Below are 14,981 nucleotides of genomic sequence, written 5' to 3' on the forward strand. Positions count from 1 at the left end.
GAGATTATGAGAATGACAAGGGCGGAGGCCAAGGAACGCAACCGCCGCGCCTTGCTGGAGGCCGCACGGCGGATCGTCACCCGCGACGGCCATCGCGCCCGGCTGGAGGAGATCGCCGAGCAGGCCGGCCTGACCACCGGTGCCGTCTACTCGTTGTTCGGCAGCAAGAACGGCTTGCTGATCGCGCTGGTCACCGACTACCTCGGCCCGCACTACGAAGGGATTGAGCAGGCCGTCCCCGCCGGACTCGATCTGCTTGAGGCCATCGACGCCTTCTCCCGCTACTACCAGCGCACCTGCGAGGATCCCGACGCGCTGCGGCACCTGTCGTTCGAGATCAGCCTGCAGGACACGGCCCTGCGCGACCCCGACCTGCAGGCCAAGCTCGCCGCGTCCATCCGTGCACACCAACAGCGTTTGGCCGAGCTGTTCACCGGCAGATCCCATGGGAACGCGATCGTGACGGCGCGGCAGGCGGAGCGCGTGGCGACCGCGCTGCGGGCACTCATGGTCGGCCTCAGCCAGGGGGTCATTCTCGGCTTGGCCGAGCAGGCCTCCGAAGAGTACTTCGCCGAAACCGCCCGCGCCCTCGCCACCCCCCAGGTGCTCGGACCGCCCTGATCTCCGAAGTTCACTGAAGGAAGCTAAGGAAGCTGAAGGAAGACGGGCGCCGGAACGATCTCCGGCGCCCGTCTATGTCAACGGGCCGTCTGTGGTCAGCGCCCGTCTGTGGTGAGCGCCCGTCTGTGGTGAGCGGCCGTCTGTGGTGAGCGGCCGTCTGTGGTGAGCGGCCGTCTGTGGTGAGCGGCCGTCTGTGGTGAGCGGCCGTCTGTGGGTCAGCGCCCGTCTGTGGTGAGCGGTCCTCTGTGGTGACCGGGCGTCCGTGGGTCAGCGCCCGTCTGTGGTCAGCGGTCCTCTGTGGTGAGCGGTCCTCTGTTGTCTGCGGCCGTCCGCGGTCTGCGGGCGTCTGTGGTCAGTGGCTGTAGCGGAAGACGATGCTTCCCTGGGGAGGACGCCAGTTGAAGCCGGCTGCCAACGCCGAGTCGGTCTTGGGAACGGCGACGAGGTCCGTCCACTGGAATCCTGTCGCGACAGGCGTGAGGTTGCGCCGGGCCAGCTTCGCGCCCGTGTGGCGCAAGGCGTCAATGGACAGGGTCGTGTAGGCGTAGGGGTCCTGCCCATCTGGTGTAGCGGTGATGGACTGCTGGTAGGACGCGGCCCAGATACCGCCCTTGCCGTCGCCGGACAGTGTGGTGACGACGTCCTTGGACAGCCGGTTCTGGTGCCATTTGCCCTTGGTGCGCCGGAGCAGGGCCGTGCCCGGCTGGGACCAGTCGCCCTGCTGGAAGCCGACGGCGATCCACACATTCCCGGCGACGACCTGCACGGCGTCGATCCGCGGCCGCACCGGGCCGTACGCGGGGTTGGGCGCGACGGGCACGGTGGTCTTGGGCAACGCCACGGTGCGCCAGGCCTTGCCGTTGAAGTGCAGCACCGAGGAACGTCCCAGGCCCCAGATGTCGTTCGGCGTCCGGACGCTGACCTCACGCAACCCGCCGGGCGCCGGGAGAGTCTTCCACCGGCCGTTGCGGAAGTGCTTGAAGAAGGCCTTTCCCGTGCGGTTGTCACGTCCGACGATCCAGGCATGCCCGGCACCGAGCACGTCAAGGTCGGTGACCGTCGTCCGGCCGGAGCCCATGAGTTGCCAGCGCTTGCCGTTCCAACGCGACACCACTGACCGAGTGCTGGAACCGACATCACCCGGCCCCTTCGCCACGGCGGTGCCCGCGGTCCACACATTGGACGGCCCGGAGGCTTCGATCAGGGAGAGCTCACGCAGTGGGAATTCCTTGGGCCCGGCCGGGCTCTTTACGACGGCCCACCGGCTGCCGTTCCAGTGCCTGATCTGGGGGGCGGTGAAGTAGGACCCGGTCCTGGGGTCGAACTCCTTGGTCCTGCGCGCCCCCGCCGACCAGGCGTTCTTCGGACTGACGCTCGCCAGGTCATTCACGGAGACCCCGGCATCGCCTCGGAAACCGACGCGCCACTTGGCCGGGGCGGCGGCAGCGGTGGGAACCGCCACGAGGCCGGAGCCCGCCGCTACAGCGGCTACAACAAGTATGCGATTGATCATCACATGAACGAGACGGACGCCATCTAACCGCGGTTGGCCGTTCGAAGATGAACATCTCGTGGCGCGGAGGCGACGCTCGTTTCGGACGGCGTCCTGCGGCCAGCCGTCTTCATGCCCTCATGGGGGGTAGTTCGTTGCGCGAATTATAGGGGTTCTCGGTGTTACCCTGGCCGGGTGGGTAAGCATGATGATGGCCAAATCGGGATTGTCTCCGCGCTTGTGCGGTCCTCGTTCTTGGTGAATGCCGTGTACGCCGAGTCGGGGCGGGAGTACGGAGTGACCCCTCAGCAGGGGCAGTTGCTGTGTGTGCTGATGGCGCGGCCGCACGGCATGAGCGAGCTGGGGGCGATGCTGAGGCTGGCCAAGTCGAGCCTCACCGGTCTGGTGGATCGTACCGAGCGCAACGGCCTGGTCCAGCGTGAACCAGATCCCCTGGACACCCGTGCGGTGCGGGTCGCGCTCACCGCGCGAGGCGAACGAGTGGCAGGGGAGTTCTACGACGAGACCTGCAGGCGGATCGAGGAGTTGCCGGCGTGCCTCAGCCCAGCCGAGCGCGACCTGCTTGCCGGACTGCTCGGCCGCGTCGTGCTGGACAACGAGGTCCCGGTGGTCTTCCAGGAGCCGGATGAAGGAGCCCGCGCCGCTCAGAGCCACTGAGACGCCACGTTCCCCCGGAGAGGAGTTGCAGTTCGTACTACGAACTAATATAGTTCGTGGCACGAACTCAACCCCTTCACTATGGGAGCGTTTAAATCATGAAGCGTACAGTCGCGATCGTCGGTGGCGCTACGGTCGCCAAGGCCCTGGAGTCCGAAGCCGACGTCATCCTCATCGACCCCCGGGACGCGTTCGTCAACGCGGCCGCGTCGCTGCGGGCCCTGACCCAGCCCGACTGGGCGAACAACGCGTTCTACCCCTTTGAGACCCTGCTTTCGCAGGGCAAAGTGATTCGCGACCGCGCCGCTTCCGTTGACGCCGGCGGTGTCACCCTGGCCTCGGGTGAGCATGTCGCGGCGGACTACGTGGTCCTGGCCACCGGCTCCAGCTACGCCTACCCGGCCAAGCCCGCCTCCGACTCGATCGACGAGGCGCTGGACGATCTCCGCCGGACGCACAAGGAACTGCGCCAGGCCGGCAAGGTGCTGATCCTCGGCGCCGGCCCGGTCGGACTGGAACTGGCCGGGGAGATCAAGGAGGTCTGGCCGGACAAGCACGTGACCATCGCCGACCCGGCCGAGGAGCTGCTCCCCGGCTTCAAGCCGGAAGTGGTCGAGGACCTGCGCGGCCAGCTCGACGCCCTGGGGGTCGAGGTGCGCCTGGGCACCGGCCTGGTGGCGCCGCCGGCCACCGAGGCCGGCCTGGCGGACGCCTTCACCGTCACCACGACCGACGGCGACGAGATCGCCGCTGACATCTGGTTCCGCGCCCACGGGGTGAGCACCAACAGCGACTATCTCGCCGACGGGAAGCTCACGACCCGTACGCCAGAGGGACGGGTGCCCGTCACCGAATTTCTCAACGTCAAGGGGCACGACCACGTCTACGCGGTCGGCGACATCACCGACGTTGCGGAGACCAAGATGGCCGCCTTCGCGATGCAGCACGCCGAGGTCGTCGCCAAGAACATCATCGCCCAGCTGAACGGCGAGCCGCCCACGGCCACCTACCAGCCGCTGCCCTACCCCATGATCATGGTCCCGCTCGGCCCGAACGGCGGGGTCGGACAGTTGCCCTCTCCGGACGGCCCGTTCGTCACCCCGGCCGCGACGGTCTCCGAGTACAAGGGCGCGGATCTGTTCACTGGCCGCTTCGTCGAGCAGTTCGGTCCCACCGCCGCCTGACGCGGGGGCCGGAACACGTTAATCAAATGAAAGGCAGAGCAATGTCTGAACATGACGTCGTCTTCGGTTTCGGCGCGCACAGCGCCATCGACGACGGGCCAGAGCTGCTGCGCATGGTCCAACAAGCCGACCGTGACGGGCTCGACCACTTCTCGCTGTCGGACCATCCCTACATCGGAAAACGCTTGGACGCCTACGCCGCCATCGGATTCCTCCTCGGACGTACGCAGCACATCGCGGGCTTCGCCAACGTCACCAACTTGCCGACTCGGCCTGCTCCCATGCTGGCGCGAACGGTGACGACACTGTCGGCGCTCTCCGGAGGCCGCGTCGTGCTCGGCATGGGCGCTGGCGGGCTGTGGGATCGGATCGCCGACATGGGAGTGCCGCAACTCTCACCGGCCGATGCCGTGGACGCCTTCGAGGAGGCGATCGTCCTGGTCAAGAAGCTGTCAGGTGGCGGTCCGCCGGTCACCTACCAGGGCCGCCACTACCAGGTGAACGAGATCGAGCCGGCTCCGGTGGCCGCACCCCCGGTGTGGACGGGATCGGTCGGGCCGAAGTCCCTGGCCGCCACCGGCCGGGTGGCCGACGGCTGGATCCCGGGCCACGCGGCGGACTGGCTCAGCGAGCGCTACCGGACGTCGCGTCCGGTCATCGACGAGGCGGCGGCCGCCGTGGGCCGCGATCCGCGCGAGATCCGCACGATCTTCAACTTCCCCGGACGCATCACCGACCAGCCGCTGCCCGCCACGCGTGACCGTGACGGGCGCTGGATCGGCGGTTCCGTCGAGCAGTGGGTCGAGGAGCTGACCGGTGCCGTGCTGGAGCACGGCGCGTCGGGCTTCACGCTCTTCTCGCCCTCCGGCGGAACGCAGGACATCGGCACTCTCGGCCGCTGGGCAACCGAGATCGTTCCGGCCGTACGCGAAGCGATCGCGAAGCAGGACGCCTAGCGCGCAACCGCCACCACCCGCTGGCCGCCAGCCGCCACCCGCCGGCCACCAGCCACCAGCCGCCGCCCGTCGGCCGTCAGCCGCCACCACTCTCCGGCTGCCATCGCCCGTCGGCCGTTAGCCTCAGCTCCAAGCCCCGCCGTTACCAGCGACGCACGTGGGCGCGGGGACGGGCCTGGACACTGGCCCGAAGTCCGGTCGAACTATCGCTCCTTCATATGACCGTTCTTACTTGTCCGGTGCGACCTCGTGTCGCACGCTGAGCACCAGGTGGCCCCGTCTGAGCACCTAGGTGCTCAGACGGGGGCGGATGGGGCGGTGCTGTTCGATGGCCGATCGTTCGTCGCCGAACTGCTCGCGACGGCCGGCGCACGACTGGCGGCTGTCTCAGGGCCCTACGCAGTCGGCTTTGGGTCATTCTGTGGGCTCGTGAGCCTGGTTCGCCTCTCGAAGAGCCGCCCAGGCGTCCGCTACGGGACCGACGTGTCCGAGCTTGTCGGGGTTGTTCACTGTGCGGATCGTTTGGATCTGTCCGTCGAGTACGTCGAGCGCCCAGGTACTGAGGACCTGGCCGTCCCGGTCGCGGAAGATCGCGCCGGGCTGGCCGTTCACCTGCTGCGACTCCACGACGCCGCCGCCCTTGACGACCAGCGGAACGAACGCTGCGAGCACCCGGGCCACGTTCTGGGCGCCAAGGATGACGGGTTTCCATTGCGGGGCCTTGCCGCCACTGTCGCCGATCATGTGAACGTCGGCGGCCAGCAGCTCGGCCAGCTCGTCGACGTTCCCTTGCCGGAAGGCTTGGAAGAACCGTTTGGCGAGTTCCTCGCTGTCCTTGCGGTCGGCCTCGAACCGGGCCCGGCCCGCGTCCATGTGACGTCGCGCCCGCACCGCGAGCTGGTGGCACGCCGCCTCCGATCGCCCCACGGCCGATGCGATCTCGGGAAAGCCGAAGGAGAACACCTCCCGCAGGACGAAGACCGCGCGTTCGAGCGGGGTGAGCCGCTCCAGCAGGAGCAGGGCCGCCATCGACACCGAGTCGGCCAGCTCCGCCGACCGCGCCGGGTCCTGGTAGGGATCGGTCAGCAGCGGCTCCGGGAGCCATGGCCCGACGTACTCCTCCCGCCGGACACGGGCCGAGCGCAGCACATCGATCGAGATCCGGGTGACCACGGTTGAAAGGAACGCCTTGGCCGACGCGGGCTGGGTCGGGGATGCCTGGTAGCGCAGCCAGGTCTCCTGGACCGCGTCCTCGGCCTCGCTCACACTGCCCAGGATCCGGTAGGCGATCGAGAAGAGCAGCGGCCGTAGCTCCTGGAACTCTTCGGTCTTGGTCAAGCCGGCTCCTCCTTGAATGTCTGCCACCACAACGTGCCCGGGCCACCTCACCAGGGCAACGGGCCGTCCTCACCGAAGAACCCCCCGGTCGGCCCGTCCGCGCCGAGCGTGGCCAGGCCCACCACGACCGCGGCGCCCTGCGCAGGGGTCAGGTGCCCGGTGTGGTTGTTGCTGTCAGTGTCGACGTAGCCGGGGGCGACGGCGTTGCTGAGGATGCCGTCTTTGCGCAGCTCATTCGCGTATTGCACGGTCAGCGCGTTCAGCGCGGCCTTGGAGGGGGTGTACGCGGCCGAGGGCATCAGGGCTGCGAAGGGACCGTCCGGGTCGCTGGTGAGGGTCAGCGACGCGGCGTGGCTGCTGACGTTGACGATGCGCGGTGCCGGTGACCGTCGCAGCAGCGGCAGCATGGCGTTGGTCACTGCGATCACCCCGAAGACGTTGGTCTCGAACACCGTCCGGACCATGTCCAGGTCGACCGAACTCGGGACCTGATCGTAGGCGTCCTGCGGTGAGACCTGCCCGGAGCCGGTGATGCCGGCGTTGTTGATCAGCACGTCGAGGTGACCGAAGCGCTCCTCGACCCACGTCGCCACTGCCCGGGCGGTGGCCTGGTCGGTGACGTCCAGGGTGACCGCGTGCACGATGCCGCCCGCCGCGCGCAGCGCCGCAGCGGCTTCCTCTCCACGCTGCGGGTCTCTGGCCCCGACCAGGACCGTCATGCCCAGCGCGGCGAGCTGCTCGGCAACCGCACGGCCGATTCCCTTGTTCGCCCCGGTAACCAGCGCGATCTTCTGGTGTGTGGTCTGCTCGCTCAAGACAGCTCCTTGCTACAGGTGGTGTGTTCTTCTCAAAACCTGCTTTCGAACCCGAGACGAGACAGCCCGGCCATCCCTGACATAAGGACAGGAAAAAGTTGGAGAGAACGTTGGCGGCGCGGGCCCAGCGATCCAGCGGCCGCCGTCCTGTGCAGCAGAACGGCCTTCCAGGTCACACCGTTGTCGAAGGACACGCTGAAGGCGAGCACCTGGACCTCCGGGCGCGCTTAGCCATCTGCCGGGGTTGCCGAGATCCCCAGCTCGGACAGAAAGGCTGCGGCGGCGGGGGAGGGCTGGAAACGGCTCCAGATGAGGTGCTCGATGCGGGCCGGGGCGTCCCGAACGCGGACGGTGGGCAGGTCGGGGAGATTGGACACGAAGCGGGCGGGCAGCATCCCGATGCCCAGGCCCTGCCGGATCAGGCGGGCCATGAAGTCAGGGGCTGAAACCTCGAAGGCGACCTCGCGCCGTACTCCGGCGGCCGCGAAGGCCTCGTCCGACTGGACCCGCCCGGCACTGCCCGCCGGAAAGTCGACGAACGGCTCGTCCGCCAGCCGGTGCAGGTCCACGTCTTCCATGTCCGCCAGCGGATGACCGGGCGAGACCACGGCGACCAGTTCGCCGCGTGCGAGCTCCCGGCCTCGAACACCCTTGGGCCGTACGTCCAGCGGAAGCCCCAGGAACGCGACGTCCATGGTGCCCTGCCGCACCCGTTCGATCAGGTCCTCGCTCGCTCCCGACCGGAGGCTGATCCGTACCTGCCGGTGGCGCAGGTGGAACTGTTTCAGCGCGGCCGGGAGATCGACCGCGGTGACGGTGGGGATGGCGCCGATGGTGAGGCTGCCGCGGATCTCGCCGGCGGCGGCCGCCACCTCCGCCCGCGCCCGCTCGGCCGCGTCGAGGGCCTGGCGGGCCGCGGGGAGGAACGCCTCCCCGGCCGGCGTCAACCGGACGCGGCGGCTGGTGCGCTCGAACAGCTTGGCGCCCAGCTCGCGTTCCAGCCGTGCGATCTGGTGGCTCAGTGCGGACTGGACGACCAGGCACTGCTCGGCGGCGCGGGTGAAGTTGCTCGTCTCCGCGACAGCGACGACATAGCGCATCTGCTGAAGCTCCATGGATCAATCGTGATACACGATCGTTCTGATGACAAACATGTGTTGGACTCATTGATCGTTCGTCGCCGAAGCTGGTTCCATGACGACGAGACCCCATCCGGACGGCGGCGGCCTGTCACGCGGGCTGGCACATCAGGCGGTGCTCAACAGCAACCAGAACGTCCTCTACGCACTCCGGCCCGAAGCCCGCAACCGGATCAACTCGGCCTTCCTGACCACGTTCTTCGTCGGTGGCGCGGTGGGATCCGCGCTGACGTCGGCGGTCTGGGTGCGCGGCGGCTGGACCGGCGTGTGCGTCCTGGGCGGCGTCTTCTCGACCGGGACCGTCGTGCTCTGGGTCCTGGAGCGCGTCACCGTCAACCGAACGAAAAATCCCCAGTTGACCAGGGCGTACACAACCTGGTCACCACTATTGCCCAAGGAGAATGATCATGGCGCGTACCGTACTGATCACCGGAGCCACCGGCACCGTGTCCACCGCGCTGATGAACGCGCTGGAAGGGGCCGACGTCAACCTCCGTGCCCTCGTCCGCGACGAATCCAAAGCCGCCGGCCTGTGTGAGGAGGGCGCCGAAGTCTTCGTCGGCGACCTTGATGACCCTGGGTCGCTGCCGTCGGCGTTCGAGGGTGTGCACGACGTGTGGCTGCTCACCCCGAACGGCCCGCGTGCTCCAGAGAACAACATGAACGCCGTGTGGGCCGCACGTCAGGCCGGTGTGGAACGCGTCGTGCGCTTGTCGGTCGTCGGGGCGGCACATGACGCGCCTAATCGCAGCGGCAGACTGCACGCACTGTCGGACCAGGAGATCGAACGGTCCGGCATGCGCTGGACGATCCTGCGTCCGCACTGGTTCATGCAGAACCTGCTGAACGAGGCGGGCGACATCTCCGCCACCGGCGCGTTCTCCCTGAACATGGCCTCGGCGCGGCTCGGCATGATCGACGTACGCGACATCGCCGAGAGCGCTGCCCGTGTCCTCCTCGACGACGCCGATCGCCACCACGGCCACACCTACACCCTCACCGGCCCACGCTCGCTGACGTTCGACGAGGTCGCCGACCAGTTGGGAAGCGTTCTCGGCAGGTCCATCACGTACCTGCCGAGCAGCGACGACGCCAAGCGCAAGACTCTGCTCGGCTACGGCGTTCCGAAATGGATCGTCGACATGCTTGAGGAGTACGCGCAGGCGTATGCCTCCGGGTGGGGAGACTTCACCACCGACACGGTCGCCGACCTCCTGGGCCGCCCACCACGCGACATCGCCGATTTCGCCCGCGACCACGCCGACGCGTTCGCCCTTTGATCAGCTGCGCAGGGCGGTCTCGCGCTCCATGTGCGACAGCTTCTCGGGATTGCGCACGGCGTAGAGCCCGGTGATGAGGCCGCCGTCGACGCGTACCGCTCGCCGTTGAGCCGGAGAACCAACGCCAGGCAGCCGTTGACCTCTGCCGGTTGCAGCGCCGCTGCGGCGATCCTTCCCAGCACGTCGGCGACCGTTCCGGCCCCTACGACAGGCGCCAGCGCGGCCCAGGGATCGGCCGGTCAGGTCGCTGTGCGGCCTTCGGTGAGGTGGAGCAGGTCGGTCAGGAGCTCTGAGGCGCTCATCGCGTCGAGGTCGGCGAAGGTTGCGAGCCCGGAGTCGGCACGGTGGCCCGGTACGTGGCCGGAGATGATTCGGACGGACATGATCCGCTGCTCCGGCCAGTAGCTCGGGTCGACGATCGAGATGCCCGGGTCGAGGGACACCATGACCGTGCGCGCGCCGGGCAGGCGGCGCGAGATCCAGAAGATGATGCCGTTGTCCTGGGGGTCGCCGCGGTCCCAGTCGCGCCGCTCCATGCCCAGGGCCGCGCCGGCCGCGACGGTGACGTCGCGGAACCGGTCCAGCTCGGTCGCGGCCCGCTCGGTGTCCGTCAGGGCGTGGACCGGGCGACCGAGCTGGGGGAACGGCTGCATGATCTCGTAGTCGGCGAAGACATCGGACCACGCCGTGAGCACGTCCGGGGTGAGGTTCAGGGGGTGGACGAGCCTGACCGAATCGGTGCGGACCAGGTGCGCCTCGGCATCGTCGAGGTCGGCGAGCGTGCGGTCCTCGGCGACCCGGAACGTGCGACCGTCCCCGGTCGTCCACAGCAGCCGGTGAGCGAGGTGCCGGACCAGCGGATGCCCGACGATCAGCTCCCGGAACTCGTCGGCCGTCCAGCGCCGCCCGGCGACCATCGCCCGTTCCAGCCGCTCGATCCGGCCGGCCGCGACCGTCCGGACCTCCTTCTTCAGCACGGCGAACCGCTTGTGCGCCGCCGGGGCCGGCTCCGCGTCGTCGCGCGCGCCCGGCTTGGGGAGGCTAGCCCGGCGCTTCCCGTCCTGGTCCAGCACGTACGGCTTGAGCTGCTCGTCGAACCCGACCGTGAACTGCCGCGGGCCGTAGTCGAGGACGAGGGTGCCGTCAGCGTTCAGGCCCAGGTCGGGGACGAGGCGGTCGGAGAGCTGCTCGCCGGTGAGCCCGCGGTCGGCGGCGAGCGCGGCGATGCGGTCCCGCGCCTGGCCCTTGAGGCCCTTGTACTTGATCCGTTCGGCGATGCCGTTGAGCTGGGCCAGCGCGGTGTCGGTACCGATCGCGACCAGCACGTCGAGGCCCGCGACGGCCAGGAGATGGCCGTTCATGCCCGGCCAGGCGCGGATCACCGGAGCCAGCTCGCGAACCGTCGTGTCGTTCCCGAACAGGCCGAGCGCGGTCAGCACCCAGCCCTCGTCGCCCAGGCCGCCGCCCCGGCCGCGCAGCCCGGACTGCTGGAAGATCTCCCACGCCAGCGCGGCGAGGGAGGCGGGGTCGCATGCCTCCCGCACCGTCTCGATGCCCGGGTGGACGTCGTCCAGGTCGGAGACGGTGAGGAGCGTGACCAGGTGGGCGACGGCCGCGCCGGGGAGCGCCCGCCCGTCCCGCAGCAGCACCTGCGGGGTCAGGTACGGGTCGAGCCACCTCGGGGGCTCGGGGATTTTGGTGGGGAGTACGGCGACCAGGGGATCGAGCGAGACCAGCGCCTCGATCGCGTCCGAGGCGGGACCGCCGTGCTCCTTCGCCGCCGCCAGGACCTCGGCGGAGTGCCCACGCGCGGCAAGGTGAACCAGCGCCGTCTCCGCGTCGCGGCGGGCCCGGCGCTCGCCGACCTTCTTGCCCCCGGCGAGCGCGGCGGGGACCAGCACGCGGGCTGCGGCCGCCGCGTGCCGCGCGAACCAGCGTTCCGCGATGGGACGCAGCGCCGGGCGCCGTAGCCGCCAGGCGGCCATCAGTGCGGTGATCTGAGCATCACAGAACGGCAGCAGCAACTCCCCGGCCGCCGCGGGCCGCGCCCCAGCGAGTTCCAGCGCGGCCGGGACGGCGTCCTCGGAGAAACGCGCCAGCACCGGCTTCAGCCGTGCCGGGTCGGCGAGGGTCAGGCTCGGCCGCCACCGGCTCAGCAGGGGACGAACGCGTTCCTCCGGGCCGGACAGGAACAGCGCCCACTGCCGTTCGGCAGGCAGGTCGCCGTCCTGGAAGAGCTCGATCTCCTCATCCCAGTCGACGTTCTCGTCGGCCGGGGGAGTGGCCCACTGTTCGCGTTCGCCCGGTTCCCACACGACCGTGTTGTCCGCCGGGGTTCGGAGGCCCTTCACGACGACGGGCGTCCGGTCAGGGAGGTCCTTCGCCCACGGTGGATCGACCAACAGGGATGGCAGGTCCGCCGCAGCGGCCTCGGGAGCCCACCCGGCTTCGTTTGCGGCCTCGCCACCCAGCAGGCGCGCCGCGTACCGGGAGATCGCCGCCCTGTCGGAGCTTGCGGCAGCACTGAGGACGCGGCGTGCGCGTTCTGGGAAACGCCGCGCGGCCTCGACGACGGCCGCGTGCACGCGGTTCTTGTCGAGGCGTCCCACCAGGAACTCCATCGCCTCGTCGGACGGCAGGGCGGCCAAGATCTCCAGTGCGCGGTCCGAGTCACTCCCGAAGCTGAGGAGGTCGGCCAGGACGGGCACCAGAGCCGAGCCGAGCCCGTCGGCCGCCGTGTACAGGGTGTCGGGGCTCTCCAGCCAATCCCAGCGTTGGTCACGTGAGCGGAATCGCACGACCTGGTCCGCCGAGCCGAGCGAGCACAGGACCCTCCGCAGCGGCAGCGGACGCAACTCGTCAGGCAACTCGTCGCACAGCTCGTCCACCCAACCGGTCTCGGACGGTGCCAGGAACGCGACGGCCATCCGGCCGGTCAGGTCCCTGCGGCACTCCGCCAGCGCCGCGACCACGTCCCGGTAGCCGCCCTCGTCGGCGGCCGCGATGAGCGCACGGATCCGAGGAGCGACGGCGTTGAAGCACGGGTCCTCCATGGCCCACCATCCGGCGGGCTGGTCGTGCCGGATCAGCGCGAGGTGCCGTCGCGCGCCGCTGCCGGAAGCGATCCGGATACGGGCGGCCTCGGCGGCCGCCGCGGCGGCGAAGGCCAGCCCGTGCTCGGCGACCCACGCGTCCGCGAACACCCGGGCGTCAATGCTCCTGTCGGCGGCGATGACCGCGAGGACGGCGGCGCCCTGGGAATTCTCCGCTCCGTCCAGATGTGCGCGGGCAGCCTCGACCAGCTCGGGCACGCTCCTCGTGTGGGCGAGCAGCTGGTCGGTCTCCTCCCGCAGTCCGGCCAGGGCATTCCGCGCAGCCTCGGGGGCACCCGGATCGATCGGTGCGGCCGGCACGGGCGTGCCTCCCCGCCGTGGGTGAAGGGCGTTCCGCCAGTGCTCGGGGATCATCAGCGCGCTCTCAGACATGGATGATCACGTTAGCCCCACCGTCCGACAACGCGCCGATCGGCAACGGCTGAGCTGAGCTCCCTCACCTATGAGATGGGCTCCCTCACCTACGGGCTCGCGTTCACCACAAGGCTCGGGCGCGTGTGCCGCCTACGTCGAGGGGAGTATGCGGGAAGCATCCCGCGATACGACGACGACGTCCGTGACCGCCTCCGAGGATGGTGCGATGTCACGATCATCGCGCTGGTCTTCTACACGGCGGCGATCCGTGAGGCGTTCCGCAGGCCGTTCCGCGAGGCGTTCCGCAAGGCGGTTCGGGGCTGTGCAGGGCGAATTCGCATCGACGGCCAAGGCCAGTGGTCGCACAACGAAGGAAGAGAAAGGAACACGCCTTGGCCAAGTCGATGAGCCGTCGCCGCATCGTCACAATGGGAGCGGCCGGAATGGCCGGCGCCGCGCTGCCGCTGGTGCAAGGAACCGCCGCGGAGGCCGCGCCCCGGCCCCCGACGGACGACCCCAGCCGAGTATTCGACGTGAGGCGTTTCGGCGCCAAGGGCGATGGTGTGACGATCGACTCCGGCGCCGTCAACCGCGCGATCGACGAGGCGGCAAAGGCCCGGCCTCCTGCTGGCGGCGGGGCGGGCGGCACCGTCTACTTCCCGGCCGGCACGTACGCCTGCTACTCGATCCGTCTGAAGAGCAACGTCGCCCTCTACCTCGCGCAGGGCGCCACGCTGCTCGCCGCCAAGCCCGTCGACGGAAAGGGATACGACCCGGCCGAGCCGGGAGCGGGCAATCCGTACCAGGATTACGTGCACAGCCACTGGCACAACAGCCTGATCTGGGGTGAGGGCCTCACCGGCGTCACCATCTCCGGTCCGGGTGTGATCGACGGGAAGGGCCTGGTCGGCGGGCCCGGAGAAGAAGAGCCGGGAGCAGGCACCAAGGCGATCGCCCTGAAGCTCTGCCGCAATGTCATGATCCGTGACATCACGATCCTCAACGGCGGCAGCCTGGCGATCCTGCCGACCGGTGTGGACAACCTGCGGATCGACAACCTGGTCATCGACACCTACTCGGACGGGATCAACCTCGACTGCTGCCGCAACGTCCGGATCTCGGGCAGCGCCATCAACACACCGAACGCCGACGCGATCGTGCTCAAGAGCTCGTACGCGCTGGGCAAGGCTCGCGCCACCGAGAACGTGACCATCGACAACTGCATGGTCAGTGGCTATGACCTCGGCACCCTGTACGACGGAACGTTCAAGACCGCGGCGTCGTACGGGCGGACCGGACGGATCAAGTTCGGCACCGAGTCCAACGGCGGGTTCACGAACATCGCCATCTCGAACGTGATCTTCGAGCACTGCCGCGGGCTGGCGCTGCAGACCGTCGACGGCGGGCTTCTGGAGGACGTGACGATCAGCAACATCACCATGCGCCAGGTACAGATGCCGATCTTCCTGCGGCTGGGCTCGCGGATGCGCGGACCGGCCGGTGCCCAGATCGGCAAGCTGCGCCGGGTCAGCATCAGCGACGTCATCGTCCACAACGCCGACCCCCGCTACCCGTCAACGATCTCCGGAATCCCCGGCCACCCCATCGAGGACGTCCGGATCAGCAACATCCGGCACAGCCTGGCCGGCGGCCTCACGCCGGGAGATGTCAACCAGAACCCCCCTGAGAACGAAGGCGCCTACCCCGAGACCACCATGTTCGGCCCCCTGCCCGCCTACGGCTTCTTCATCCGGCACGCCAAAGGCATCACGCTCGACAACGTCGAGGTCAGGTTCGAGGAACGCGACACCCGCCCCGCATACGCATTGCGAGACGTGGCCGACGCCGATTTCCACCACAACCGGGCCGACAAGGTCGAAGGGACGCCGACCTTCGTCCTGGACGACGTCGACGATTTCACCGTCACCACCAGCCGCCCGGTCCCCGACACCCGTCTCGACCACACCGGCCATAAGGAACTCTGACGCATAAAGGCTGACGCAGGATGTCA

At 69.0% G+C, this 14,981-nt stretch carries 12 protein-coding genes; 6 read left to right on the forward strand and 6 right to left on the reverse strand.

Going from position 1 to position 14,981, the window contains the following annotated elements:
• Positions 1 to 6: 6 nt before the first annotated feature.
• A complete protein-coding gene (locus F8566_RS44305; RefSeq protein WP_225994077.1) occupies positions 7 to 621 on the forward strand; it encodes a TetR/AcrR family transcriptional regulator in 615 nt (204 codons plus the stop codon).
• A 352-nt stretch (positions 622 to 973) separates the two neighbouring features.
• Here the strand turns inward: F8566_RS44305 and F8566_RS44310 are convergent, their stop codons facing one another.
• The gene (locus tag F8566_RS44310) at positions 974 to 2,083 is read right to left on the reverse strand and encodes a hypothetical protein (RefSeq protein WP_151569489.1); all 1,110 of its coding nucleotides are present in this window, start codon (positions 2,081 to 2,083) and stop codon (positions 974 to 976) included.
• 297 nt (positions 2,084 to 2,380) lie between these two features.
• On the opposite strand from F8566_RS44310, the gene F8566_RS44315 reads away from it, so the two are divergent.
• The 3 genes from F8566_RS44315 to F8566_RS44325 all read left to right on the forward strand — a co-directional run bounded on the left by F8566_RS44315 (position 2,381) and on the right by F8566_RS44325 (position 4,931).
• Positions 2,381 to 2,791 (forward strand): MarR family winged helix-turn-helix transcriptional regulator, encoded by a 411-nt coding sequence (locus F8566_RS44315; protein ID WP_225994078.1) that lies wholly within the window; start codon positions 2,381 to 2,383, stop codon positions 2,789 to 2,791.
• Between the two features lie 98 nt (positions 2,792 to 2,889).
• Positions 2,890 to 3,975: an NAD(P)/FAD-dependent oxidoreductase gene (locus F8566_RS44320; protein WP_151569491.1), complete on the forward strand. Its 1,086-nt coding sequence runs from the start codon at positions 2,890 to 2,892 to the stop codon at positions 3,973 to 3,975.
• A 41-nt stretch (positions 3,976 to 4,016) separates the two neighbouring features.
• Positions 4,017 to 4,931: an LLM class flavin-dependent oxidoreductase gene (locus tag F8566_RS44325; RefSeq protein WP_151569493.1), complete on the forward strand. Its 915-nt coding sequence runs from the start codon at positions 4,017 to 4,019 to the stop codon at positions 4,929 to 4,931.
• A gap of 414 nt (positions 4,932 to 5,345) precedes the next feature.
• Here the strand turns inward: F8566_RS44325 and F8566_RS44330 are convergent, their stop codons facing one another.
• From F8566_RS44330 to F8566_RS50570, 4 genes are all read right to left on the reverse strand, one after another.
• On the reverse strand, positions 5,346 to 6,269 hold the full coding sequence (locus tag F8566_RS44330; protein ID WP_151569496.1) for an RNA polymerase sigma-70 factor: 924 nt from the start codon (positions 6,267 to 6,269) through the stop codon (positions 5,346 to 5,348).
• 47 nt (positions 6,270 to 6,316) lie between these two features.
• Positions 6,317 to 7,084 carry an SDR family oxidoreductase gene (locus tag F8566_RS44335; RefSeq protein WP_151569498.1) on the reverse strand — a complete coding sequence of 256 codons (768 nt, stop codon included), beginning with the start codon at positions 7,082 to 7,084 and terminating at the stop codon, positions 6,317 to 6,319.
• 227 nt (positions 7,085 to 7,311) lie between these two features.
• On the reverse strand, positions 7,312 to 8,199 hold the full coding sequence (locus F8566_RS44340; RefSeq protein WP_151569500.1) for a LysR family transcriptional regulator: 888 nt from the start codon (positions 8,197 to 8,199) through the stop codon (positions 7,312 to 7,314).
• A gap of 165 nt (positions 8,200 to 8,364) precedes the next feature.
• Entirely contained in the window at positions 8,365 to 8,553 is a 189-nt protein-coding gene (locus F8566_RS50570; RefSeq protein WP_192810192.1) for a hypothetical protein, read from the reverse strand.
• 77 nt (positions 8,554 to 8,630) lie between these two features.
• Here F8566_RS50570 and F8566_RS44350 point away from each other — a divergent pair, with 77 nt between their 5' ends.
• Positions 8,631 to 9,503: an SDR family oxidoreductase gene (locus F8566_RS44350; RefSeq protein ID WP_151569502.1), complete on the forward strand. Its 873-nt coding sequence runs from the start codon at positions 8,631 to 8,633 to the stop codon at positions 9,501 to 9,503.
• Positions 9,504 to 9,742: 239 nt separating this feature from the next.
• Here F8566_RS44350 and F8566_RS44360 read toward each other — a convergent pair whose 3' ends face one another.
• On the reverse strand, positions 9,743 to 12,988 hold the full coding sequence (locus tag F8566_RS44360) for a DUF4132 domain-containing protein (protein WP_151569504.1): 3,246 nt from the start codon (positions 12,986 to 12,988) through the stop codon (positions 9,743 to 9,745).
• 374 nt (positions 12,989 to 13,362) lie between these two features.
• Between F8566_RS44360 and F8566_RS44365 the strand changes: the two genes are divergently transcribed.
• Positions 13,363 to 14,955 carry a rhamnogalacturonidase gene (locus F8566_RS44365; protein ID WP_225994079.1) on the forward strand — a complete coding sequence of 531 codons (1,593 nt, stop codon included), beginning with the start codon at positions 13,363 to 13,365 and terminating at the stop codon, positions 14,953 to 14,955.
• Positions 14,956 to 14,981 lie beyond the last annotated feature (26 nt).

This window comes from Actinomadura rudentiformis (genome assembly GCF_008923185.1).
Classification (GTDB): domain Bacteria; phylum Actinomycetota; class Actinomycetes; order Streptosporangiales; family Streptosporangiaceae; genus Spirillospora; species Spirillospora rudentiformis.